General features: G+C 54.2%; 21 protein-coding genes and 1 pseudogene. 15 read left to right on the top strand and 7 right to left on the bottom strand.

Features of this window, described 5'->3' with window-relative positions; all coding sequences use genetic code 11:
• Positions 1-62: 62 nt before the first annotated feature.
• Complete coding sequence (locus TURPA_RS09075; protein WP_014803002.1) at positions 63-518, bottom strand: NfeD family protein; 456 nt, start codon at positions 516-518, stop codon at positions 63-65.
• A gap of 91 nt (positions 519-609) precedes the next feature.
• Between TURPA_RS09075 and TURPA_RS09070 the strand changes: the two genes are divergently transcribed.
• Positions 610-1,320 carry a pirin family protein gene (locus tag TURPA_RS09070; protein WP_014803001.1) on the top strand — a complete coding sequence of 237 codons (711 nt, stop codon included), beginning with the start codon at positions 610-612 and terminating at the stop codon, positions 1,318-1,320.
• 257 nt (positions 1,321-1,577) lie between these two features.
• Positions 1,578-2,120 (top strand): hypothetical protein, encoded by a 543-nt coding sequence (locus tag TURPA_RS09065; protein WP_014803000.1) that lies wholly within the window; start codon positions 1,578-1,580, stop codon positions 2,118-2,120.
• Position 2,121: 1 nt separating this feature from the next.
• On the opposite strand, the gene TURPA_RS09060 is transcribed toward TURPA_RS09065, so the two are convergent.
• On the bottom strand, positions 2,122-3,273 hold the full coding sequence (locus TURPA_RS09060; RefSeq protein WP_014802999.1) for a glycosyltransferase: 1,152 nt from the start codon (positions 3,271-3,273) through the stop codon (positions 2,122-2,124).
• Between the two features lie 106 nt (positions 3,274-3,379).
• Between TURPA_RS09060 and TURPA_RS09055 the strand changes: the two genes are divergently transcribed.
• The 3 genes from TURPA_RS09055 to TURPA_RS09045 all read left to right on the top strand — a co-directional run bounded on the left by TURPA_RS09055 (position 3,380) and on the right by TURPA_RS09045 (position 6,228).
• The gene (locus TURPA_RS09055; RefSeq protein WP_014802998.1) at positions 3,380-3,889 is read left to right on the top strand and encodes a PTS sugar transporter subunit IIA; all 510 of its coding nucleotides are present in this window, start codon (positions 3,380-3,382) and stop codon (positions 3,887-3,889) included.
• 41 nt (positions 3,890-3,930) lie between these two features.
• Complete coding sequence (locus TURPA_RS09050; RefSeq protein WP_014802997.1) at positions 3,931-5,010, top strand: 3-deoxy-7-phosphoheptulonate synthase; 1,080 nt, start codon at positions 3,931-3,933, stop codon at positions 5,008-5,010.
• A 63-nt stretch (positions 5,011-5,073) separates the two neighbouring features.
• A complete protein-coding gene (locus TURPA_RS09045) occupies positions 5,074-6,228 on the top strand; it encodes an amidohydrolase family protein (protein ID WP_014802996.1) in 1,155 nt (384 codons plus the stop codon).
• Positions 6,229-6,281: 53 nt separating this feature from the next.
• On the opposite strand, the gene TURPA_RS09040 is transcribed toward TURPA_RS09045, so the two are convergent.
• The 4 genes from TURPA_RS09040 to TURPA_RS09025 form a co-directional block, all read right to left on the bottom strand.
• Complete coding sequence (locus tag TURPA_RS09040; protein ID WP_014802995.1) at positions 6,282-7,733, bottom strand: PEGA domain-containing protein; 1,452 nt, start codon at positions 7,731-7,733, stop codon at positions 6,282-6,284.
• Complete coding sequence (locus TURPA_RS09035) at positions 7,730-8,155, bottom strand: SufE family protein (RefSeq protein ID WP_014802994.1); 426 nt, start codon at positions 8,153-8,155, stop codon at positions 7,730-7,732. The genes TURPA_RS09040 and TURPA_RS09035 overlap by 4 nt, the downstream gene beginning before the upstream one ends.
• A gap of 5 nt (positions 8,156-8,160) precedes the next feature.
• Entirely contained in the window at positions 8,161-11,283 is a 3,123-nt protein-coding gene (locus tag TURPA_RS09030; RefSeq protein ID WP_014802993.1) for a SpoIIE family protein phosphatase, read from the bottom strand.
• 94 nt (positions 11,284-11,377) lie between these two features.
• Positions 11,378-11,884, bottom strand: a complete 507-nt coding sequence (locus tag TURPA_RS09025; RefSeq protein ID WP_014802992.1) for a hypothetical protein — start codon at positions 11,882-11,884, stop codon at positions 11,378-11,380.
• Positions 11,885-12,087: 203 nt separating this feature from the next.
• Between TURPA_RS09025 and TURPA_RS09020 the strand changes: the two genes are divergently transcribed.
• From TURPA_RS09020 to TURPA_RS08975, 10 genes and pseudogenes are all read left to right on the top strand, one after another.
• Positions 12,088-13,899, top strand: coding sequence for a DEAD/DEAH box helicase (locus TURPA_RS09020; protein WP_014802991.1), 1,812 nt, complete (start codon positions 12,088-12,090; stop codon positions 13,897-13,899).
• Between the two features lie 54 nt (positions 13,900-13,953).
• The gene (gene galE, locus TURPA_RS09015; protein WP_014802990.1) at positions 13,954-14,937 is read left to right on the top strand and encodes a UDP-glucose 4-epimerase GalE; all 984 of its coding nucleotides are present in this window, start codon (positions 13,954-13,956) and stop codon (positions 14,935-14,937) included.
• Positions 14,938-14,940: 3 nt separating this feature from the next.
• Positions 14,941-16,434, top strand: a complete 1,494-nt coding sequence (gene wbaP / locus TURPA_RS09010; protein ID WP_014802989.1) for an undecaprenyl-phosphate galactose phosphotransferase WbaP — start codon at positions 14,941-14,943, stop codon at positions 16,432-16,434.
• Complete coding sequence (locus TURPA_RS09005; RefSeq protein ID WP_014802988.1) at positions 16,434-17,393, top strand: glycosyltransferase family 2 protein; 960 nt, start codon at positions 16,434-16,436, stop codon at positions 17,391-17,393. The genes wbaP and TURPA_RS09005 overlap by 1 nt, the downstream gene beginning before the upstream one ends.
• A gap of 9 nt (positions 17,394-17,402) precedes the next feature.
• Positions 17,403-18,656 carry an O-antigen ligase family protein gene (locus TURPA_RS09000; protein ID WP_014802987.1) on the top strand — a complete coding sequence of 418 codons (1,254 nt, stop codon included), beginning with the start codon at positions 17,403-17,405 and terminating at the stop codon, positions 18,654-18,656.
• Between the two features lie 89 nt (positions 18,657-18,745).
• Positions 18,746-19,252 (top strand): CarD family transcriptional regulator, encoded by a 507-nt coding sequence (locus tag TURPA_RS08995; RefSeq protein WP_014802986.1) that lies wholly within the window; start codon positions 18,746-18,748, stop codon positions 19,250-19,252.
• 344 nt (positions 19,253-19,596) lie between these two features.
• Positions 19,597-20,196: pseudogene (locus TURPA_RS08990) on the top strand (PIN/TRAM domain-containing protein); the annotation flags it as partial.
• A 70-nt stretch (positions 20,197-20,266) separates the two neighbouring features.
• On the top strand, positions 20,267-20,974 hold the full coding sequence (locus TURPA_RS08985) for a 2-C-methyl-D-erythritol 4-phosphate cytidylyltransferase (protein WP_014802984.1): 708 nt from the start codon (positions 20,267-20,269) through the stop codon (positions 20,972-20,974).
• 47 nt (positions 20,975-21,021) lie between these two features.
• Complete coding sequence (locus TURPA_RS08980) at positions 21,022-23,313, top strand: OmpA family protein (protein ID WP_014802983.1); 2,292 nt, start codon at positions 21,022-21,024, stop codon at positions 23,311-23,313.
• Positions 23,314-23,327: 14 nt separating this feature from the next.
• Positions 23,328-23,780, top strand: coding sequence for an acyl-CoA thioesterase (locus TURPA_RS08975; protein WP_014802982.1), 453 nt, complete (start codon positions 23,328-23,330; stop codon positions 23,778-23,780).
• A 1-nt stretch (position 23,781) separates the two neighbouring features.
• On the opposite strand, the gene TURPA_RS08970 is transcribed toward TURPA_RS08975, so the two are convergent.
• Positions 23,782-25,251, bottom strand: coding sequence for a hypothetical protein (locus TURPA_RS08970; protein ID WP_041948424.1), 1,470 nt, complete (start codon positions 25,249-25,251; stop codon positions 23,782-23,784).
• Positions 25,252-25,267 lie beyond the last annotated feature (16 nt).

Raw genomic sequence — 25,267 nt, 5'->3', positions numbered from 1 at the left:
TTTTTTAAGCGCGGCTGCTGAAATATGGATCGCAGACTAACGGTTACCCTTTCGGGAGACCTTTAGTCTGCGACTTTTTTCACGACAAGGTTTATATTGTCCTGGCCGGTGATTTCGACTTCTGCACCTTCGGCAATTTCACCTGCTTCGCTGCGCGCGGGCCAGGTAGTGCCCGAATATTTGACGCGGCCCGAATAGTCGTGCGCCGAAAGCAACGACACAGCGCGGGCACGCTGCCCGACGATCAGCGCTTCTTCATCGGTCTCAACCTTTTCAGTCAGCGAGGGATAAAAACGCAGAATCATTTTGCGCAGCGTCGCCAGCATCAGAATCGAAGCCACACCGAAACAGGTGATAGCAAGCCATGCTTCGCGTATGTAACCCATGTACAGCAGGCCCGAGGTGATGAGCGCGCCAAGACCCAGAAAAATGACCACAAGCCCCGGAATCAGAAATTCAAGCAGAACGAGGGTCGATCCCCCTATTAACCAAAACCAAAAGTTGCTGAAATATTCCATGAGGTATGCCTGTCGCTCAATTCGCCGACGAATCGCTGACGTAAACGCGATTTTTTTTCTGCGCGGGCAAAGACTTTGTTAGATTTAGTTCATGCAAAAAATTCTGCACCGCGCGAACACCCGGGGGTACGCCGACCATGGCTGGCTGAAGAGCAACCACACGTTCAGTTTCGCAGGCTATCACGATGCATCGCGCATGAATTTTGGCGCACTGCGCGTGCTCAACGACGACCGCGTCGCGCCCGGCATGGGCTTCGGCATGCACGGCCACTCAGACATGGAAATTGTGTCGATACCGCTTTCGGGTTCGCTGGCGCACAAAGACTCGACCGGCCGCAGCGAGACAATCTTGAGCGGCGATGTGCAGATCATGTCGGCGGGCACCGGTATTATGCACTCTGAGTTCAACCCCGACAACGCCAAAGAGGTTAACTTTTTGCAAATCTGGGTGCTGCCCGAAAAGCGCGGCATTGCACCGCGCTATGGCCAGCGCAGTTTTGACCTTGAGGCGAAACGCAATAGTTTCATCAAAGTTGTCAGCTGGCAAGAAAGTGGCGACGCATTGTGGATTAACCAACGCGCCGAATTCTCTCAGGGCGTGTTCGACCCGGGCACCAAAGTTCAACTGAAACCTTCGGCCGAAAATACGGGCTTCTATCTGTTCGTCATCAAGGGCAGCGTCGAGGTTGCGGGTGAAACGCTGCAGAACCGCGACGCAATCGGCATATCTGGCGCAGATACAATCGACATCACCGTCAAAGATGATGCGCGCCTTCTGGCGATCGAAGTGCCCCTCTCGTGACCAGGCCGGAACTCGCTGCCGCGCATTTTCTTGCCCATGCGAACTGCTAATCAAAGCAAATTCCTCCGCGAATCGAGGCGATTCGCTATGCGAGGGGCGCAAAGCCGCCCGAATTTGCGCTGATTTGCCGCCTTCGGCGGCATCGCAATTCGCATCGCCAAGAAAATGCGCCTTGTGTGTTATGCTTCGCGAGTTCCCGCCTGGTCACTCACGTAAAATCTGGTTTACGCGCACGTGGCGCGCCTGCAAAAGCGTGCATGCGTAACCGTCTCGTTTTATACCTGATCATCGCCCTCGCCGCCACGGGTGCATGCAAGAAAAAAGTCGGCACCAGCGATGCAATCAAAGCCGATCTGAAAAACTATCTGCAGGTTGAATTACCCAAAGCAGACAGCCTGTTTGCGCTGATGGCGCTGCTCAGCGAAAAATTCAAAGAAAAAGAGGCGGGCGAAAGTCAAGACCTGCCAAAGTTCGACGACAAAAAAGAAGGGCAAAAGCTTGCGCAGGCGGTCGAGGCACTCAGCAAAATCAAAACCTCGACTGAAGACGTCGGCCGTCTGCACGCCGAACTGCAGTCGGGCGTCGCCGACATACAGGTGAGCTTTCAGAAACTTGCCCAACTCGAAAAAGAGGCGTCGGGCTTCTCAGCCTTCACCGCGATGCTCAAAGCTATGAAAAACATCGTCAGCGGCATCGAAAGCCTGCAAGACTGGCGCAAACACCTCGAGGCCGGCTGCAAGGCGAACGGTCTCGAAGCAGAGTTTGCGGAGTTTGAAAAGAAATATGGCTGGGGTGGTTAGATCACACCAACTCGGCAATGTGCCGTGTGAATGACTCGAACAGTTTTTCGTCTGTGTGGTTGCCAATCGACTCGCGGCCTTTGGTGCCGAGCATTTTCATGTGCGCGCGATCGCTGAAGAGAGAGTGCATCGCCTGCTTGAATGAATCGTAGTCATGCGCCTTGAAGATCATTCCGTTTTCGCCGTGCGTCACATAATCTTTGGGGCCACCCTTATCAGAGACGACGACGCCTGTACCCGATGCCATCGCCTCGAGCACCGTCTTGCCGAGTGTCTCACTTGCCGACGGCAGCACGTAGAGGTCTGCACTGGCATAAAGTTTTTGTAAGGCTGCGCCGCGCTGCACGCCGAGAAATTTCACGCGGTCACCCGCATATTTTTTTTCGTAAAGCTCTTTTTCAGGGCCGCCGCCGATGACTGCGCACACTGCCTTCTCGGGTTTCTCTTCGGTGAAATACCGCAGCAAGAATTCGATATCTTTGACTTTCGTAATCCGCCCGACAAAAATCACGACAGTCATCTCTGGGTCGATGCCGTGATCTTTGAGCGACGCGCGGTCGGCATTTTCGGGGTTCCAGTGGCGCGCATTGACGCCTGCCGGGTAATAGCGCAGCTTGCGCTCATCGTGGCCTTTCTTGACCATTAGCTCGTAAAACTCGCGCGTGCGCACAAAAATGAGGTCTGCCTGTTTTTGGTATTGCTTCAGAAAGAACAACGCCGGGTTTTTCACGAACGGCTTCACCAACCTGCCCGAAAGATCGTTCATGTAATAGTCAATGTCGGTGTGGTAAATATCGACCCATGGCAGCGACTGGTATTTTGCGGCTGCCATTGCGAGCATGCCCATGACACCGGGTGTATTCGAGACGAGCACGTTAAATTTATTCTTGCGAAAGAACTGCACGACGCGCAAAAAGTCGGGCACGTACATGCTGGTACCTTTGTAAAAGCTGCCGGTCGGCACGGGCAGAATCGGGTCGAAAATATGAAAAGGATGTATGGGTTTCTTGTATGTCGTCACTGGTTGCCAGAAATAGCCACGCGCCTGCGCGAGTTCGTACATCTCTTCGGTGTCGGTAATGATACCTGAAACTTCGTCGAAGATATCGGCAACCCATGCCACGCGCAGTTTATTGGCGAGCTCGTCTTGCATACGTGGCGAACCCTGACATACCCCCCGCGCACCATGTCAAGGTATTGCGCAGCCGCTTTGGCTCTAAACTGATTGACCACATGAAAACAGCGTGACATAATTCCCCGTGCAGCCTGATGAAGGTTACCGTCCGTGGCGCGAGTCTCTCACCGAGGCGAACATTCACATTATTTCTGCACAGAACCCGGGCAACTTCGACCTCACCGATAAATGGACCCTTCTGAACGGGCTCAGAAAAGCCCTGTGCGAACGTGAGCAGGTGAGTGCCGAACTCTGCGCCGAGATTGAGCACGAGCTGTTGGCGCGCGAGAAGCTGATGAGCACCGGCATCGGCGAACAAATGGCGATACCCCATGCGGTGATTGCCGGGGCCTGCAAGCTCATGACGCAGTGCGCGATTTTGCCCGAGGGTATTGAGTTCGAAAGCATCGACGGCTCAAAGGCGCATATCGTCGTGATGCTGGTGGCGCCGAAGTCGGCATTACAGGCGCACCTCAAGGTAATGGCGTCTATTGCGAAGGTCTTTTACCGGGCCGAGGCGCGCGCGAAGGTCATTGCTTCGAAGACTCCTGCTGAAGCGCTCGCGGCAATCATGAGTGTCGCCGATCATGTGTAAGTTTCATTTACGACCTGACTAAATCTCTTTGTTTACCGAACATGTCTGCTGTTTCCCATTCGGCTGCCGCGCAGGTCTCTGGCGTTAATATTCGCACGATCGAGCCTTTGTTGTCGCCCGTTGCGCTGATGAATTTGTACCCGGCGAGCGACACCATGACGCAGACGGTGATTGCGGCGCGCGAGCGTATTCAGCAGATTCTCAGCAAAAAATCACCCAGGTTTCTCGTGATCTGCGGACCCTGCTCGATACACGACGAAAAGGCCGCGCTCGAATATGCGCAGAAACTGCAGAAATTGCAGGTCGCCTATCAAGACCGTCTCGAAATCGTGATGCGCGTCTATTTCGAAAAACCGCGCACAACCATCGGCTGGAAAGGCCTCATCACAGACCCGCAGATCGACGGCAAAGACGACGTGCAAGAGGGCCTGAAGACCGGTCGCCGGCTGTTGCAAGAAATCGTGGCGATAGGCATACCGACTGCTACAGAATTTCTCGACCCGATTGTACCGCAATATATCGCCGATCTGGTTTCTTGGGCAGCGATCGGCGCGCGCACGACCGAATCGCAGACGCACCGGCAGATGGCTTCAGGCCTCAGCATGCCGGTGGGTTACAAAAACAGCACCGACGGCAATGTGCAGATCGCGCTCGATGCGATGCAGTCGGCAAGGTCGCCGCACAGCTTTCTCGGCATCGATGAAACCGGCAGAACCGCAGTCGTGCGCACCAACGGCAACCCGTGGGGCCACGTGATATTGCGCGGCGGCAACAACATGACAAACTATGAACCCGAACATATTGCACGCGCCGAAGAAAAGCTGAAAGCCGCGGGGGTTGAACCCGCAATTGTTGTCGATTGTTCGCACGCCAATTCAGAGAAAAAATTTGAGCGGCAAGAAAATGTCTGGCGCAGCATAATCGCACAGCGGCAGGCAGGCAATACGAGCCTCATCGGCATGATGCTCGAAAGCAATCTGAACGAAGGTAACCAGAAGTTGCCCGAGACTCTCGATGCCAATGTGAAGGCGAACCTCAAATATGGCGTATCGATCACCGATGCCTGCGTGAACTTCGCCACAACCGAAGTTCTGCTGAAGTACGCGCACGAAACGCTTTGACCTGCGCCCTGCATTCATTGTAAATCATCGACACGCCATGGCGATGACGCCGCTTAGGCCCTGATGAATCTGTTTGAGGTACTGCGCGGTGAATGGGGCCTCACCCGCGAAGCCGACTTTCGCGCCGACCCATGGTATATCGTCTCGGGCAAACAGATTGTCGATTCGGGTTTCGGTAAACCTCCCAAAGAATTTTTTGCGCGCATGCTGCCACCGGGTGTTGTGGTGCCCGGTTTCGTCAACGCGCACAGCCACATAGAACTTTCGTGCATGGCCGCCAAGGTACCCTACGGCAGTCGCCTCACCGATATGGGTGGCATCATTCAGTCAACGCGCGGTCAAATGACCAGCCAGCAGATTCGCCAGGCCGCCGTTGCGGCGATAAAACAGGCAGAAGAACAGGGCACGTTTTTCTTCTGCGATATCTGCAACAGCACAGACTTTATCCGCTTCTTGCGCGACCTGCCAACTTTCAGCGGCAACCGCTATCTCGAGCTTCTCGGTTTTTCATCGCCGAGCGATGTGGCCCGCATCGAAAAGGCGCGTGAACTGTTGAATCTCGATTCGACCTTTTACCCGACAGTGCATTCGGTTTACGGCTCTTCGCCGCTGCAAATGCATTTTGTGCGCGAAAAGGCGCGCCACACTTCGGTTTCGATTCACCTGCTCGAAAGCCCCGATGAAATTGACTTTCAGCACGACCGCGGCGAAATTGTCGCGTTTCTGAAAAAGATCGGCCAGCACGTGAAGCATCACGAAATGCAAGGGCGCTCTGCGGTCGATTATCTCTATTCAGTAGGAATGCTCTCGTTCAAGAAACTTTTGCTGGTGCACCTTTCTGCCGCCCGTGTCGAAGACATCGACAAGCTGAGTGACTATGTGCCGCACGCCGCGTGGGTCATGTGCCACCGGTCGAACAAGCACCTCGGTATCGAACGCACCAACTGGGAGACGCTTAAAAACGCACCGCTCAAAATGCTCATCGGCACCGACTCGCTGGCAACCAACACCGACCTCTCGGTCTTGCAAGAACTGCGCGCGCTGCAAAAAGAAGAAAAGTTTTCAGAACGCGACCTGCTGCGCGCCGCCACCTGGGACGCTTATGACTATCTTGAGATTCGCAGCAACCGCATACCACACTTCTTGTTCGCGGGGGCGAAACCCAACATCATGTCACTCAGCGAAACAAAACGCGCGACGCCCTTGGGTGAAGGTTAGCGGTCTGCTGAAAAATGAAACGTCTGGCAGGCATCGGGAGCTTGTTGAGCATCTCAGAAATGAAAGTGCGCCGAAACGCCCTGATTGCCCGGCATTGCGCCGATACGAATTTCATAGTCTTCGGTTTTGGGCTTTTGTTTCATGACGATGCCGTCGTCGGCCGAAAGCAAATGCTGCACGTAAAAATAGATCGAGAGGGCGGCGAAGAAGCCAGCGGTCACTGTGAAGGCAGTCGCGTACGTGCCGCGCGACTCATATGCTGCGTTCTGTTCGGCGAGAAATATGTTGTCTTCTGTCGTGTACTGCGAAACAGATTTGCCGCTTAAACGTCCGAATATCTGCTCTTGAGCTTCGTCGCGCCAGACATAAAATGCGATGCCACTGCCGAAGAACAGAGCCGAAGTTGTGAGCGACATGTAATACCATGTCTTGTAAGAAAGCCCCAAAAGGCCCGACTGCCGCTGGTCGATAAATTCGGTGAGTGATTCTGAAATCTTGAGGTAGGGGGTCGCCTCGGTGAGAGTCACAGTCTTGTAGGCTTCACCTTTCTCAGGCAAAAGCAGATGCACGCGATAGGTTCCGAGCGTGATATTTTCAAGCGTCTTGGGTGTCTTGCCCTTATAATCCGCATCAAGATAGATGCGCGCATCGGGCGGGTCGGTGATAAGCTCAAGGCGACCGCCGGTCTTGCCGGGCGAAAGCGAAAACGACCGGGTGAAGACCGCGCCGCTCTGCGGTTCAATCGGCACGGCCTGTGACTCATAACCGTCGAGCTTCAATACCAAACGGTATTTGCCGGGAATCAGATACGAATAGTTCAGAGGTGTTTTTCCCAAAAACTGATCGTCGAGATAAACCGAAGCACGCACGGGTGTCGATTCGATCTTGAGAGATGCATAGTTGTCGCCCGTGAGCTTGGCTCGAATCGGGTTCACCAGCTTCGTGACACCTGACACCAGTTCTTGTTCATCGACGGTTGTGCTCTGCGCGTGCAGAATTTCTGCGCCCTGGCAAAGCGCGACATGCAGCGTAACTTTTGTGCCCACCGCGCGTATGCGGGTTGCCAGCGTATAACGATCGTCTTTGCGTTTGGCACAATCTTCTGAAGCACCCGGCGCTGCGGGAACGCGCACAATCTTAAGCGGCAGCACCTCGGGTTTGGGATGCCTTTCGAGCAGCGCCCGGCGCTCATCGGCTGGCAGCTCTTCATGGGTTTGCTGCAGCGAATATTCTATACTGAGCGGCGAAAGTTTGCCGCGCGTCACCGCCGAGCGCTGCAGAGACAGTTCGTCGGCAATCAGATTCTGCACGACTCCGGCGAGGTAAGCTTTGGTTTCCGTGCTCTCAGAAACGGGGCGAACGAGCTCAAGAACGTAAGCATCGCTCCAGGTGACTCTGCCGTCGTATTTGTTGGCTGTCTGATTCGCGTAAGTTGCCGAAACTGCAAGAATCGCGCAAATAATTCTAACAGGTTGCTGAAAGAGGAGCCTGCTAGCAAAATTCATGACTGGCTGGCGAGGCGTTTGATCATTTGTATCATCGAAGCAAAGCCATTGGCGCGGGACATCGAAAGGTGTTTGGCGAAACCTAGTCTCTCGATGATCGAAAGATTCGCCCCGCCGATTTCATTGGCCGTAGCGCCCGAGAATAGCCGAACCAGAAGAGCGATTAATCCTCTTGTGATTGCAGAATCGCTGTCAGCGTCGAAGTATATTCTGCCATCGGCTTTTTTTGCCACCAGCCATACCTGCGACTGGCACCCCTGAACCTTGTTCGCTTCGGTTTTGTGCTCGGGCGCGAGCGCCGGCAGACCTTCACCGAGTTCGATCAGATAGCGGTAACGGTCGGCCCAGTCGTCGAAGACCTCAAAGTCTGCGAGCAATTCTTCTTCGCGGGTAGCAATCGAACCCGTCTGTAATTCGGCCATCGTCGTCAGGCAGTGGCCGTGTTCTTGCGCGCCAGCGCGTCGAGCACGCGCTTCACCTTCGGGTTATGAGGATCTATTTTCGCGGCGAAGTCAATAATCGTGCGCGAGCGGCCAAAAAGACCCTGCAGGTAATAGATGTCTGCAAGATTCACCAGGTTCTTCACCATGTCATGATCCCTGAGTCTGAGGCGCTCGCCAAAGTCTGCTGCCTTTTTGTAGTTCTGCAGCACCTTATGGCAATACGACGCGATATAGAGAAACTCAGAATCGGCCGGCTTGATGTGAATATAGTCTTCTGCAAGATTCGCCGCCTTTTCGAACTGCTTGTCTTTGAGGTAGGCTTTGATCAGATCGCGCATCACCTCGGGCTGCGCATCGTCGATGCGGTGCGCCTCTTCGAGGTCACCAATCGCCACTTTGAGCTGGTTCGCCTTTACAGCCAGGCGCGCACGGTTCAGCAACTGAATCACATGCTGCGTCAGCTGCGTATGGTCGTGGTGCACATCTTCTTTATAGCCGATGCGCAAAAGCGAAAGGTCATCGGTGAGTTCGCCGTAATTTTCGAGAATATCTTTAATTCGATCGAGGTGTCCCTCGGCCTCTTCGATGACTTTCAAGAAGAGATTTTCGTCTTCGTTGATGATTCTTGCGCCGTCGTTATCATAACCGAGCAGCAGGTCGTCGCGACCGTCTGAGCCGATGAAGATCACGTCTTTCGGTTCTAGCTGCAGCGTGCAGACTTCAATCTGCCCGGCAACACCCTGCGTGCCGAGTTTACGCAGAACGAGTTCTTTCTCGATAAACTCTGCCTTGCCCTGGCGGTACAGCACCGACCAGGGGTGCTCGGCATTAATGTAATACATGAGACCCGATTCGTCGTCGACAAGGCCCATGACCAGCGAGATCAGCATCGAACCATCGAACACTTCAAAGACCCGGTGCAGCTCGATGAAAGTGTATTTGAGCCAATGTTCGGGAAACACATCGGCTTCTTTCGGAGAAAGTTTCGTGCGTTCAATGACCGAATGGAATACCGAACCGAGTACGAGAATGCCGCCGGCGCCCTGCATCGACTTGCCCATCGCATCGGCATTCAGAAACACCGTATGCGGCTTGCCCTTCAGGGTGATCGAGCTGGTGATGCAGGTGTCACCGCCGATATCGCGCGCCCACTTGCGAAATTCGAACTTTTTCTTCTGTTCAAGCAGCACATCGACGTTCAGATTCGGGCTGTCAGCCTTGTTCGAACCCAAAGGATGCGTCAAAAGGCTGGTAAGAAAGTAGTCGCCGTCTTGCTGCTTCTTCAGCGCATTCACCTCTTCAAACGCTTTCTGCAATTCGGCAGTTCTTTCTTTGACTTTGTCTTCGAGGGTTTCGGCGTATTCCTGAAGTTTCTGCTTCGAGTCTTTGATCGAATGCACCATGCCGTTAAATGACCGCGAGAGATAACCAATTTCATCTTCGACGTAGATCGGCAGCTCGACATTGAGGTCGCCGTTGTTTACCTGGTTTACGCCAGCCAGAAGGCTGTTGAGCGGCGTCACCAGAGCGCGGCTGAAAAAGAACGGAAAACCGACAATAATCAGCACCATCGCGCCAATCAGCAACAGAATAAATTTTACCCCCAACGGGTGAACATACTTGCGGTAATCGAGGTAGTCAAAACCCACCTCGACCATCTTACCCTTTTTGAAGTCAATGCCAACATAGGCTGTGTAGTGCGCTCCGTTGCTCTTGTCTTTGCGGTAATGTCGTGCGCCCGGTGGCACAACTTCTTCTGCAAACTGCAGTAGCTTGGCCTTCAGAACCGCACCACTGTCGGTTGTGTTCTCTTTCAGGTACGCGCGCATCGCTTCGCTGAAGGTTTCAAAACCCCGGTGCGATTTGCCGAGAAACTTGATCGCCGCTTCACGAAAGTTGAAATCAGGAATTTTGCTGAGCTTGTACCGCCGGTAAATAACCGGTCGCTGCAGTTTGTCGATTTTCCCGAGTATCGCCGCCTTGGTGCAGGTCTCTTTTTTCTCGAGCATCGGAAAAATGGCATTCGCGTAACCGGCAAAGGTAGGCGGCGCCGATTGCAGAATCTTTTCAACCTTGTCTTTAAACGCAATGTCTTCATTGAGATAATAAATCTTCTGCCAAACGAATGCAAATTCATAGCCGTTGATTTGTTCGGCAACATCGACCTCTGCAGACGCGATCGACTTTAACGGTTCCGTTTTCTTTTTGACGAGGTCGTATGAAATGGCATACCGCAGAGCTTCAGGTTCAATGCCAACCTCACGAAACCTGTTCGCCTGTTCGCTCTTGACTCCGTCGTACGCTGATTCTTTTTCCTGAAAAGCGAAGTAACTGATGCCCTGCAGAACGAGCAGAAAAACGACAACGCTGACAAGAATGATTTTCGCCATGAACGTCGTCTTGTCTGAAGTGTTGTTCATATAGATAATAACGATGACAAAGGCCCCGAGAATTGTCGACATGTCGAACACGGTCTGAAAGGTTCCGCGGTCCATACCGCCTTCGCGGCTGAGCGTATTTAGGTAGGCGGGCAGAATTGTCGCCGCAACGATGCCGAGAATCAAACCGGCAATAGTCCAACGATCACGCCCCTTTACGGCAATAACCCGCCAGATGCCTATGCCAATGAGCGTAAAAACATAGACCAGAATCGCGATGCTGATAACATAACTCGCATCATCCGCATCAAAATCATAGTAGTGGCCCTCGAAATGGTAAATATAACCCGAATCATGAGTTTGCACCATGAACCAGGTGGCAAAACCAATCGCAACGGCGATCATCGCCCGAACGAGAATTTTGGCAACCCGGGTATGAACCGGCTCGGGAAACTCAAAAAATATCTGCGTCAGCAGCGACACCGCAATCAGCACAAAGCCCACGGTTGACCAGCGGTGAAACGCAGCCAGAGGATGATAAAACGTAGAGGCGATTATATAGCTTGAAACAAAGATGCCATAGATAAGCAGACCATTCGCGAGCACCTTGGTCGCGCGCGATTTATCTTTAACCTGAAAGAAAACTGCAGCGCAGATAAAAAGAAAGAGTACAGGTATCACCGACCCGAGGGTGAAGTAGTCAAGATAAACGCTCTGCAAGAAGTTCATGAGCAAGCTAAACAAAGTCCGCCGCGTCTGTCAAGCGGATAGTCTTGGGGGTTTGTGTACAGGGCGTTCAGCGCCCGGGCAGCCCTGATGCGACTTAGTACTGCAGGGGCGGCAGGTCGCGCAGAATATCGGCGCGCGTGCGAGAAGCCGGCTTCTCGGCCCGGCGTGGGCGTACCGTCTGGTCAGCCGAAGACTTTGGCAGAATTTCGTCGACGTTCATCATGCGGGTGAATGACCTGAGGGGGTTCTGGGCTCCGATGCGAATTGTTTCATCGGGCGCATCGCTCTGTCTCGCGGCCACATAGGTGGATGTCGTACCGCCCAAGAGAGCCTCAAGCGCAATGCGTGGCTGCGTCGAAGGTTCTGCGACATTTTCGCCGACGTGCTTCGTCAAGAACTCGGGCGGGTTCTCAATCTTGAGATCCATCAGTTTGACTTTTTCGCCGACGAGGTTATTGATCTGTTGCTCAGCAGCGATCTTCAGCGGGTTGCGGTAAGAGCGTGCAGCGTCGATGCCCGCGACAAGCTGGTGCAGCTCGGCGATTTCACGGTCGATTGCCTCGACCCGCTTCACGAGATGAATCACTTTTGCGACAGCCATGGCGAATGCCCGGTTGGGCCTTCGGGGGGTCAAGTGAAATGGCGATTGCATGGCGCTCGTTATGTCGCCTTGCCATGGTTCGACAGGCTCACCATGACAAGTCGTCACCCTGAGCCTGTCGAAGGGTGTTGACCCCGAAATTACGATTCGGGCGTACGGGTGCAAAGTCATTGACCCCCTGTTTCAGACGAACAAAGAAACCTGTGCTATTTACTGAATTGAAGCTCTCAGAGCCGATACAAAAGCGGCTCGCTGAGAAGGGCTTTCCCGAACCCACCCCCATTCAAGCCGAGACAATACCCCTTGCGCTGAATAACCGTGACCTCATCGCCTGCGCCAAGACTGGTTCAGGTAAAACCCTGGCTTACCTGCTGCCGATTCTGCAATTCGTTCACGAGAAGATCGAAAAAGGCGAGACGCATGGCGAAGACGGGGTGAATCCCCCTGTTGCACTGGTTTTGGCGCCGACCCGCGAACTCGTGGTGCAGATCGCCGAAGAGGCTGAGTTCTTTGCCGACGCAGCAGGCCTCAAGCTTGCCACAATTTACGGCGGCGTCGACCATGACAAACAGCGCCGCGAACTCGCCGGTGGCGCGCAGCTGATCGTCGCAACACCCGGTCGCCTGCTCGACTTTCTGCGCGGCGGCGAAGCCAACCTTTCAAAAGTCGTGCGGATCGTTCTCGATGAAGCCGATCGCATGCTCGACATGGGTTTTATCGACGACGTGCGCAAGATTCTTTCGAAGTGCTCGCCGAACGAGAACGAAGAACGCCAGTTCTCGCTGTTCTCAGCCACGATCAACTTCAGCGCCCTGTATTCGGTGTGGGAATTCATGCGCGAGCCCGAAGAAATTCTCATCAACCCCGAACTCATCGACCACGCGAACATCGCGCAAGAGATGCTGCACCTCGGGCAAGACGAAAAGCTGCCCTACCTCATACAGTTTCTCGAAAACAATAAGCTCGAGCCGGTGATTATTTTCACCAACAGCCGCCAGTATGTCGACGTGCTGGTAAAAAACCTGAACCACCACAACATCGCTGCCGCAGGCCTCTCGAGCATGGTGACGCAGAATAAACGCCTCAAGATTCTCGACGACTTTAAAGACGGCAAGTTTCGCATTCTCGTGGCAACCGACGTCGCAAGCCGCGGCCTGCACATCGAAGACGTGCAGCTTGTCATTAACTACGACATCCCCATGGATCCCGAGACGTACGTGCACCGCATCGGCCGCACGGCCCGGGCGGGCAAAACCGGCAAGGCGATCAGCGTCAGCTCAGAATTTGACTACGACTCGCTCGCGAAACTCGAGCGCTATTTGAAATACAAAATTCCCGTAGCGCAACCCGAATCTCGTTACATTGAAAATGTCAGCTTTGTGCGTATCGTGCGCGTTGAGCGCGAAGACGGCGCCGACCATGTACGCGGTGGCCGTGACCGCGGGCCGCGAGGCAACGATCGCGGCGGCAGAGGCGGTAACGACCGCGGCGGTCGTGACCGCAAACGCGAGGGTGGCCGTCCACCCCGACGCGAAGATGCACGTGGGCCAAGAGACGATTCGCGTGCGCCTCGCGGCGAAGGTCAGGGGCGCCCGCAGCACGGTCGGCGCAACGAACAACCGAACCGCCAGAAGCAGGTTGCAGACGGGGCCTATTACGATGCACGGCGACAGCGTGGCGGTCAGAATGAGGGCGGCAAACGCGACCATAATGCGCGCAAAGACAACCGCCAGAAATTTGCGATCGTGCCCCGCTCTCAAGAGAAGGTGGGACTCTTCAAGCGCATCGCTCGCTCTGTCATGTCGCTCTTTGTGCGCAAAAAATCTGAGCCACAGATTTCAGAGCGCACACGCCGCATTCTTGAAGAAGAAAACCGTGGTGGCGGTGCCGGTCGCGGTGACGGCCGTGGCCCACGCCGCGGTGGTCGTGGCAAACCAGGCGGTAACCGCAACCGCAATCGTGGCGGTAGCCGCGGGCCCGGTCGCCAGCGTCCGCAGCGCGATGGCCAGAGATAGAAAAACATACCCGCGCGTTAACGGTGACTGCCTCGACCGGGCGGGCGGCAGCGCATGAATATTCTGGTTACAGGTGGGCGTGGCTACATTGGTTCGCATGCCTGTAAACTTCTCGCCCGCGCTGGCCACAACGTCGTCTGCATTGATGACGAGTCTTACGGTAAGGCAGACGTCAGTGGCTATGCTGAATGCCACCGAATCTCAACCCGCGAAACGGAAAAACTCACCGCGCTGCTCCGGGAAAAACGTGTCGATGCAGTGATGCATTTCGCCGCGTATATTTTTGTCGGTGAGTCGGTCGAAAAGCCAGACGCGTATTACGAGAATAATGTCGCGGGCACACTTTCGCTGATGTCGGCGATGCTCGCGGCAAATGTGAAGAAACTCATATTCTCGTCCACTTGCGCAACCTATGCCGAACTCACGGTAGCAGAACCCCTCACCGAAAACCATCCACAGAATCCGATCAGCCCTTATGGCAGGTCAAAACTCATGTGTGAGCAGATCATGCGCGACTACTGTACAACGCTCGGGTTTTCAGCGGTGGTTTTTCGTTATTTCAATGCGACGGGAGCCGACCCGGAAAATGAGTTCGGTGAAGACCACGTGCCCGAGACGCATCTGGTACCGCTCGCCGTGCGAGCCGCGCTTGAAAACCGAACAGATTTTGTCGTGAATGGCAGAGACTTTGCGACTCCCGACGGCACGGCGGTGCGCGATTATATTCATGTCTCTGATATTGCGCGTGCGCACGTGCTGGGCATTGATTTCGCCTTCAAGAATAGCGGGTTTCATGCATTCAATCTGGGCAACAATCGCGGTTACAGCATTCTCGAGGTACTGAAAGGCATCGAGAACGCATGCAGCCGAAAGATCAATTTTCACTTTGGCCCCCGGCGCGAAGGTGACGCGGCAATGCTCGTGGGCGACAATGCACTGGCGAAACAAAAACTCGGTTGGTCTCCCGAGATTCCCGATCTGGAGGCGATTCTGAAGACAGCCGTCGCGTGGGAAAAGCGGCGCCTCGGCCTGAAGTAGAATATGGCGAAGTCGGCAAAAGGTGTCGAGGTGCATTTCGCTCCGCAATCCTCAGGGACTTCACGTAACGTGCTCTACCTGGTTGCTCTATTGGCGATTGACCTCACTGTCTACACGCTGGCATTCGTGCTCGCGGTCAATACCCGCATTTTACTTGGTGAAACCGTGCAGTTCGTGCCGCAGTTTTCTGGCGATGCAATGCGGTTTGCCGACCTCTATTTCATGCCCGTGCTATTCGTTACTATTTTCGCGTATGAGGGGTTGTACAAGAAGCGTCTGCCCTATATCGACGAGTTGAAAGAAATTGCCAAGTCGATCGTGATACTCACGGTTTTTTTGTTCGCCCTCATTTCGGTGGGCAAGTTATCGCACCTTATCAGCCGCCTGACGATATTGCTCATGGCGCCGTTCGCTCTCATATTGCTGGGCTTTGCGCGCTACTGGAGCAAGATCGTGCTGCACAAAATAGGTCTCGGCACGCAGAATCTTCTGATCGTCGGCGAGGTCGATGCTGCCCGCAAAATCAAGGGTGAAGTGCTCTCAGAGCGAACGCTCGGTTACCGTTTCTCGGGGTTTGTACCGCTCGACGCGCAGCAAGAAATCCTCTGGAAAAAACAGGCACCTTCTGACCTGACACGCGCGGGTGCCAAAAGAGATCTACCGCGTATCTTGCGTGAACTGCAGGTCACCTGCGTGCTCATTGCGGCTCCCGGGCAACCGCCCGAAATATCGGGGCGGGTTGCCGACGAGGTTCACCGCTACGTGCAGCATGTCTTGCTGATACCAGAAATGCGTTCGGGAGCTCTCTTAAACGCCGAATTCTACCATCTGTTCGTCAACCAGCTGTTTCTGATTAAATTGAGCAATAGCCTGCGCGAACGCCCTGCACGGCTCACCAAAATGTTTTTCGACTACAGTCTCGTGCTTATGGCATTGCCATTTGTTCTGCCGATTCTGTTTCTGATCGCGCTTGCGATTCGCTTCAGCTCACCTGGGCCGGCGCTCTTCTCACAGCTGCGCACAGGGAAAGATGGCAGGCCGATCAGGGTCTATAAGTTTCGCAGCATGTACCGCGATGCTGACGTTCGCCTCAAAGAACTGCTGGCAAAAAACCCTGCCGCGCGCGCCGAATGGAAGAAAAATCTGAAACTGAAGAACGACCCGCGCGTCACCAGACTCGGGGCGATCTTAAGAAAAACTTCGCTCGATGAATTGCCGCAGCTGATCAACGTGCTGAAAGGCGAAATGAGCCTGGTGGGCCCCCGGCCCGTGCCTGAAAGTGAGCTGCTCGAATGTTATGCAGAGCGCAGCGATTTCTATAAACTGGTTCGTCCAGGTATGACCGGGCTCTGGCAGATCAGCGGGCGCAGCGACGTCAGCTACGAACAACGCGTCGAAATGGACACCTGGTACGTCTTCAACTGGTCGCTTTATATCGATCTCGTCATTCTTTACAAAACCATCGGCGTTGTGCTTAAGCGACGCGGGGCCTATTAGTGCCAACCTCAAAAAAACAGCCACGCGATACTGCGCTGCCAAAATATTCCCTGGTGATTCCGGTGCGTAACGGCGGCGAGCTTCTGCTTGATTGTCTGCGCGCGGCGATGGAGCAAACGGCAATGCCCGCAGAGATTATCGTTTTCGATACCGATTCGAACGATGGGGCGACAGCCCAGCTCAAGGCCATTGCGGCCAAGACACCGTTTCGGCTAATCAAGATCAGCAAACATGAATTCGATCATGGCGGCACCCGCAGCGCAGCTCTAAGGATTGCGCGTCACGACTGGGTGCTTTTCATTACCCAAGACGCCGTATTCGCAAACCCTGGGTCAGTGGCGCGGTTACTCGAGGCGACCCGGCAACCGAAGGTGGGCGCCGTTTATGCGCGGCAATTACCGCACACGAATGCTACCCCCCTCGCGTCGAGCGCCCGCTTCATTAACTATGGTGAAGAGCGTATCGTGCAGAATCTGCAGAGCGCCGCCTCACTCGGCATCAAAACCTGGTTCACCTCGAACAGCTGCTGCCTCTGGCACAAACCGACGCTGACCAAAGCCGGCGGTTTTGCCTCAAGCCTTATACTCGGTGAAGATATGCACGCTGCGGCGCGCATTATTCAGGCAGGCGCGACGGTCATCTATGAGCCCGAAGCAGAGGTCAGGCATTCGCACAACTACAGCGCGTGGCAAGAATTTACCCGCTATTTCGATATCGGCGTCTTTCATTCACAGCATGCAGACCTGCTCTTTACGGCAGGCTCAGCAAATAAAGAAGGATTTCGATTTGTAAAAAGACAGGCTTCGCTGCTATGGAAATCCGCAGCTCTGCTGTCTCTCATGCTGATGCCATTTCACATCGCGGCAAAATTTCTGGGTTACAAACTAGGCCGCAAATACACGGTGTTCGGCAGGCGAATCTGCCGCATGCTCAGCATGCACAAAAATTACTGGAAGTGAAGGGGCTCTATGCGCGCATCTGAGAATACCATAGCCGGCAAACTCGCGTTTGTTTTTCTTTGCCTGTTCGCTGTGGGGCTTGCGTTCTCGATATCGATTGCACAAACAGGCCTCGGACTCGCGTTTCTCATTTTTCTCGCAACGTTATTCTCACGCCGGGGCCGCGCAATCCTCGACGCCAAAGGCGCGACAACTCTGAAGGTTTTTTATGCCGGTGCTTTTCTGTGGGTGTTCTGGCGCATTTACCATGTCGTGATTTCACCCCAACCCGTCGCCGAGCTCATTGAGGCCCGCGAAGTCTGGCTGATGCTGATACCTGCATTTATTTGGTTTTATGCCAGCAGCCGCAAACGCCTGCTGGTGGTCGTCGCGCTTTTCGTCGCGGGTGCGGCTGTCTCTTCGGCGTACGGCGCCTGGCAGATGCGCGAAGATTTTTTGAACTGGGTTCGTGGTCGTGGTTTCAGCAGCATGCACCACCTGAACTTTGCCGGGCTGTCTGCACTTGCCGCGATGATGGGCCTGGGCCTGACATTTTCAGCGTATTTTGCCGGTCGAAAAGGTCGCGCATTCGGCATATTGCTGCTAACGCTCAGCGTATTGATCGGGTTATGGCTCACCAAATCCCGGGCTGCGATCGCCGCTTTCGCGGTGGTGATTCCCGTATTCGTTTATTTGCAGCTATACAACAAGGCACACCGCTTGATTTTTGTGGCCATTGTGGCAGTCGCGGGCACCCTCGTTTTTCAGAATATTCCCGAAAGTATCGCCGAGCAGTACCGCTTTCCCGCGCCAGAGATTCATGCGGGGTCGCAGGCCGAGCGCCGTGATCTTTGGCAGGCGGGCTCAGCCATGATCAAAGAGCGTTTTTGGACAGGTTTTGGCGACCGCGGCTATAACCTTGAATACCCCCGTTTTCAGGTACCTGGGGCTGCAGGGGTAGCGGTATACGACAATGTGGAAAAATCGATAACGCACATGCACAATGACTTTATAAATACCTGGGTGCTCTATGGGCTCGTCGGTTTGCTGCTGCAGCTATTCTATTACTTTGCCCCGGGCGCCCTGTACCTCAGGGAACGCTTTCGCCTAAGCCGGCAAAGCGACCGGCCTTTGGCCGCCGCCGCAGCCACTTCGCTGCTGCTCATGGCCCTCATGGGCCTTACGCAATGCCATTTTACCTCTGAAATCGTGCAAATGAGCTTCTGGCTCTGCGTCGGTACGCTGATAACCCTGCTCGACAGCGACCGTATCGGTTTGAGTTGAGAAACCGCTAAAGCGGTGTCTCAACTCAAAGCTAGAAAACTATGTCCGATTATTGATTGACCACACGTCTTTCGCCACCGAAGCCCCTAATGTCGCCGTTAGGCGGCAAGACTATAATGTTTAATCTCGAGGAAAATGTCGTATACCCGATGCATGGCGTCGGCAAGATCGTAGAAATCGCAACCAAGACGATTCTCAATAAGAAGAAAAAATATTACGTCGTTGAGCTCATTAATACCAGAATGCGGGTCATGGTGCCCGTAGACAATGCCGAGACAATCGGTCTCAGGCATATTATGGATAAAAAGCAGATTCCTAAAATCTCGAAACTTCTGCAAGAAGACTATGTCGAGCAAGAAGAAGATTGGAAAATCAGATACCAGAACAACCTGACCAAAGTAAAGTCAGGTTCAATCACTGCAGTGGCCGAAGTCTGCCGCAACCTCTATAAGCGGGCGCGGGATAAAGAACTTTCTGTCATGGAGCGAAAGCTCTATGAGTCGGCTTATTCTCTAATGATCAACGAAGTTGCCCTGGCAAAGGGCATCACAGCCGAAGACGCAAGTAATATGATTTCAGATATCTTGTCGAAGTAGCATCAGCACGGCATTTTTCCCGACCTGATAAAGAAGGAGGGAAAATGAAACATTCCCAATCATTTGCGGCGCAGACGCCCGTGAAAAATTACCTGCCCTACCTGCTCGGTGCGCTCGCCGGCATGGTCGCTGCGGGCTCGCTGAATCCATATCTGAAAGACACGCCAGGAACAATCAGCTACGTTGTGCTCGCGGTACTCGTGATCGCGAGTTCAGTCGGCTTTGGGCTGCTGTGGCCTGCGCAGGCAAAAGTACCTGTCGTCGCGCCGCAACCTGCGGCGCTCGGGCCCCGCGTTGACAAGGCTGCGGCAAACAGCGAAGACGCAAAGCCGGCAACCGTCACCGAATCAAAAACCAAGATTCTCGATACGTCGATCATTATCGACGGGCGCATTATCGACATCGCCGCGACCGGCTTTCTCGAGCCACCTTTTCTTGTACCGAACTTTGTACTGCGTGAAATTCAACTGATTTCTGATTCGCCAGACGCGATCAAACGCAACCGTGGCCGTCGCGGTCTTGATATGCTGAACCAGCTACAGAAGCGCAGCGATCTCGAGGTGAAGATTTCTTACAAAGATTACACAGAAACGCGTGAAGTTGACCAGAAACTGATTCGCCTCGCGAAAGACACGGGTGGTTATCTTGTCACGAACGACTTCAACCTGAACAAGGTTGCAGAGCTTCAGGGCGTGCGCGTGCTCAACATGAATAACCTCGCGAACGCACTGAAGCCCGTGGTTCTGCCAGGCGAAGAAATTGAACTTCAGGTTGTGAAAGAAGGCAAAGACGAAAACCAGGGCATCGCATACCTCGAAGACGGCACGATGGTCGTGATCGAAGGCGGCGGCAAACTGATCGGCAAGAAAGTGAAGATCAACGTCACCTCGGTCATTCAGACGAACGCCGGCAAGATGGTATTCACCAAATTGGCGCAAAAGTAAATATTTGCTGAAACTCCTCGCGCAGTAGGGGTAGGTTTAAACCTACCCCTACTGCGCGAGGGCAAATTATATGAACGCTCTGCTGTTACTTATGGGCGGCTCTGGCAGCCGCTTCGGTGGCCCTACCCCCAAACAATTTCTCGAACTTGAGCATGAAGGCGTTGCGCGCCCGCTGTTTGAAGTCACCGCGCGCAAATTGCTCGCCGCTTTGCCGATCGACATCGCCATTTTTGTCTCGCCGAAGAACACGGCCGGCAGCGCTGTCTTGAACCCGATTCTCGAGAAACTGGCAGCGGATTTTCCAGGCAGGCAGTTCAGATATGCCGCAGCGGGTGTGACGCGTTTTGGCAGTTTTTTGTCGGGCATCAATGCGGTGCGAAAGTTTCAGAACGTCGAGCGCTTGCTTGTACATGACGCCAATCGACCCTACCTTTCGGGTGAGTTTCTGCAGCGGGTAAGCAAACATTTGGGTTTGTTATCCCCCGCGTTGCCTGCATTTATACCTGTGATGCCGGTGGTCGATTCTATCGTGCGCGTTGACGGCAAGAACGTCGTCACCTACGAGAACAGGGGGGAGCTCAACCGTGTGCAAACCCCGCAGCTGGTACACTACAACACTTTTCAAGAGGCTGAATCGCGCGCGGTTGCGCGCGGCCAGCTCGCCATGGATTTCACCGACGAGGGTTCGCTCTGTCTGTCGCTTGGCCTGTCGGTGCATACATTCGAGGGCGACGCTGCCAACGTGAAGATCACATATCGGGAAGACCTCAAGCCATAACCTGCTAAAGTAATTCACCGCGTATGTCTGCCCGGCAGACGTGACTTATGAAGTTTCGAAATATGGGCGCTGCGGGCAGCATTGCCGCCTTGCTGATGGTCATGCCTGCTTTAATTGCGCAGGGCGCACGCCTGCCCGTCACTGCCGACAATGTGGCCCAGATTCAGAACATTGGTGCGGTCAATACCCCATACAGCGAATACACGCCTTACATTACTGCAGACGAACACTTTCTCTATTTTCAGTCGAACCGCCCGGGTGGTGTCGGCGAATCGGGTGATTTCGACCTGTGGTTTGCGGAGAATGAGGTCACCGCGGGTGCACCCCGTTTCAAAACACCCGCGAATGTCGGCCTGCCGGTGAATTCTGGCTATTTCGACGGACATCCCACTTTGCGTAAATTGCCGAGCGGAGACTACGAAATGTATTTTGCATCGTTCGGTGAAGACGGCCGGCCCGGCCCGCAGCTCACCAACCTGTATTACACGATTCAGCGTGACGGCAAATGGAGCGTGCCCGAACCCGTGGTCGAGATCAACACCGATTTTCACGACCGAATGCCCTCTATTTCTCAAGACGGTCACTACCTGTTTTTCAGTTCTGACCGGCCAGGCGGTTTTGGCCGCGACGATATCTGGGTTTCTGAATACGATTTTGCGGCAAAACGCTGGGGCAAGCCACGCAATGCCGGCAGAACGATCAACACGCCCTCATCAGAGGTGACTCCCGCTATTCACTCAGACAACATTACGCTCTATTTTTCGTCTGACCGCGCGGGCGGCGTCGGTGGCTACGACGTCTACGTGACGCAGATGCTGCAAGACATCGCGGCAAACGGCGGCAGCAACGACGAAGAATCAAAATGGAAACGCCCGGCCAATCTGGGTACTCCCTACAACTCAAAATTCGACGACGAATACCCGACAGTCGTGCGCAATGGTAACTTCATGTATTTTGCATCAAACCGCGAGAACGGCCAGGGCAGCTTCGATATTTACCGGGCGCGCGTTCCCGATTTTGCCAAACCTGAAGTTGTGGTAACAATCAAAGGGCGCGTGAAAGAAAAATTCAGCGACAAAGGCATTGAGGCGAATATTCGCATATCTGATCTCGACGGTGAACGCAACTTTTCGACGCAGCAGCCCGACGGTCTCTATAGCGCAGACCTCATCAACAAGAAACAATACAAGTTCACGGTCACTGCACCCGGCTACCAGCCGATTGAATACATCGCAGACCTGCGCGACGTGAACACGCCCGTCACCATTCAGAAGGATTTCGAAATGGTACGGGCCATCGCGCTACCAAAACAGATCAACCTCACGGTACTTTTCGTCGACGACAAGAATCGCACGTTGAAACCCGCAGCCACTTACACACTGGCACCCGATATAAAAGACGAAACAATTCTGCCGTTTAAAAACGGCGCCGGTCGCCTGAGCATACCCGCAATGTCGCGGTACAAAAAACCCGAAGACGCACTCGCGGCGCTCGAAAAGCAAAAGCTGACAGTTTCAGCATCGCTCAAGGGTTTTGAAAACCTCGCCGAATCGCGCAACGTCGGTGATCTGATTCGCGGCCCCAACGGCGAGCTCTTAGGTGACGCAGAGCTGAAGCTCGTCATGAAGCGCAAAGACCAGGGCGACGTCGAAGTGGTACCGACAAAAGGCCCCGGCGGACTCGAGGCAATCGTGTACTTTTCAACCAACGTCTCGAACCGCCTCAATAACGAGAAAGCTTCAGGTCTCAAGAATGTGGTCGACCTGTGGAACAAGCAGCCCCACAAATACGTCTATGTCTATGGCCATGCCGATAGCCGCGGCGGCCCCGACTATAACATGAAACTCTCGCGGTCGCGCGCTGCGTTCGTGAAGAAGCGGCTCGTGCAATACGGTATTCCGGCCGAGATGATTATCACCAAAGCCTTCGGCGCAACACGGCCGGCGAGCAAAGACGAAAGCACTGTCGAAGGCCGACGCAAAAACCGCCGCGCCGAGATCTATTTCGACGCCAGCAAAGATAAGAATGATGGCGGCGAAGATGTCGCGCCCGATACCTCTGAGAAGCCCGAAAAGCCCGTGAAGCCAGCAAAGCCCGCACCGGTCAAGAAGCCGGCAAAAGCGGCGAAAAAGCCCGCCAAGAAAAAGCCGCTGCCGCCCGAAGAAGTTGAGCCATCGGCAAAACCAGAGCCGACAGACGACAAAATTGTGCCAGGCGCAGAAACGGGGGTTATTGAACCCGGTAAACCGGCCGCACCGGCAAAGCCGGTTGCCGAACCCGTGCCCCCTGAAAACTCTACACCGGGTGCGATACCGAATACTGAAATACGCATCAAGTAAGGCAGAATATTACCGTGGCTATACAGGGTGAGGGCAGCGAACGCCGGCAACGCGGCGACCGCGCCGGTGAGCCGACCGTACACGATCTGGTGCAAGAAGATTTTTCGCTCGTGACGCAGCACATGGTAATGTCAGAGCACCTGAACCCGAACCACCATATTTTTGGTGGGCAGCTGCTTGCGTGGCTCGACACCGATGTTTACCTGCACTGCACCAACCGGCTGCGCTATAAGTCGATGGTGACTGTGAGCATGAACAACGTCTACTTTAAGGCGCCAGGCTACCTCGGTGATATCATTCAGATCTATGCGCGCATCAAAGACGTTCGCCGCAGCAGCGTTACCGCCGAAGGCAAAGCCGTGGCGTACGACCCTGAGAAGCAGACATCGCGCGAAATTATCGCCTGCGAAGTGACTTATGTGGCTGTAGGCGCAAATGGCCGCCCCGTGAGAATATTTGAGCGCTAGCCTACTTTCTTTCTGAAAGAACAGCAATCAGACCGGGCACGGTTTCACCGGCCGGCAGTTTCTGGTGAATCTTCTCTAAAAGGCCTGCGAGCAGAAGTTTGGCGCTCTTACTTGCTGAAAGCTTTGCGATAACTTCTGCGAAATCGCCAGACGAAAGCTCCATCGCGCTAAAAGCATCGTGAGAAACCATGACAAAGTAGCTGCCCGCTGTCAGGCGGTGCTCTGAAATCATCGTGTATTCTGAGCCAAATTCGGTGCTGCCCACATTGATCTCATGGCAGACGCTGTCGGGGGTAACTTCAAAGAGGTGCACACCACCCGCGCGGCAGATATCCATCGATTTGGCGGCTTCGTCGAGGCGCGCGAAGAATATGCCGGGCACAAGTTCGCTGTGCGCGAAAAATGCAGTCCAGATGTTGCGGGCGAGTTCGTCTGAGCTGAGATTCTGTTTCGCCAAAGCGAAGAATCGCTCTTGCATGCGGTGTTTTGCCAGCAGGGCTTCGACGCTGTCGGCGTCGGTAATGCCGATCAGTACATCGACGTGCCCCGGCTCATAAGCGCCTGAAATAAATTCATGGGTTTCGTTCTTGGGGCGGCGCGGGTAAACGGCGAGCTCATAACCTTCCATTCGCGGAAAAGGTCTCTCAAAAAGTTTCGCCTGTAGGGTCGAAATTACGCCGTCACTCTTCGAAACTTCACCGGCAGGTGGCGGCAGTGCCACACGGCTCTGCCTGATCTTTTCATCGACTGCCTGCGCCAGCGCATCGATCTCAATATACTGCGATTCGATGCTTTCTACCCGTATTGAATCGACATCCAGGCCACGCACGATTTGCGCCAGACTGTGCGCAATCGAATGACCGTAGTGATAGACGAACAGTGTGTTGATGCCGACTGCAAGAAGACAGAGCAAAAAGAACGAAGCCGCGAGGGTAACCATCTTCGGCTTTTGCGCCGTAAGCGCAATGAGGATAGTCGCTTTTTCTTGTACCAGTGCGGTATAGTGGGCTTCACCCAGATTGTACAGCGGGTTCACGGGCCGCGTACGGCGGTACGCGAGAACATCTTGCAGAAGTTTCTCTTGCGCGACGACCTCTGCGAGTTTCAGTTTTGGGTCAGTGACCACCTTGCCGAGCGCAGTCGCGATGCTTTCGTCGGTATGCGTGACAAGCTGGCCTTTTTCGTTAAAAACCCCGATGGCATCGTTAAATCCGCCATTTTGCAGATTTCGAATATAAGTCATGGTATTGATCGCGTCGCGCGAAAGCGACACAGCGCGCACAATCACCTCGGCGCTTTTTGCCTTTTGGTCGAGTTGCTGCGTCGCCAGCCTCGAAAACAGCGAAACAGAAAGTACAAAGTAGATTGCAGAAAAGGCTGCCCCAACGGCGAGCATGATCAGCCCGAGTGTCATCGTCAACCTGACAGCAAGGGCGGGATGCGGTTTTGCAGTCACGGGCGATGAAGACATACGTAATTATATGATC

This window comes from Turneriella parva DSM 21527 (assembly GCF_000266885.1).
GTDB classification, from domain to species: domain Bacteria; phylum Spirochaetota; class Leptospiria; order Turneriellales; family Turneriellaceae; genus Turneriella; species Turneriella parva.
Note: the sequence above shows the minus strand (reverse complement) of the source record. Positions and strands in the feature narration are given on the sequence as shown.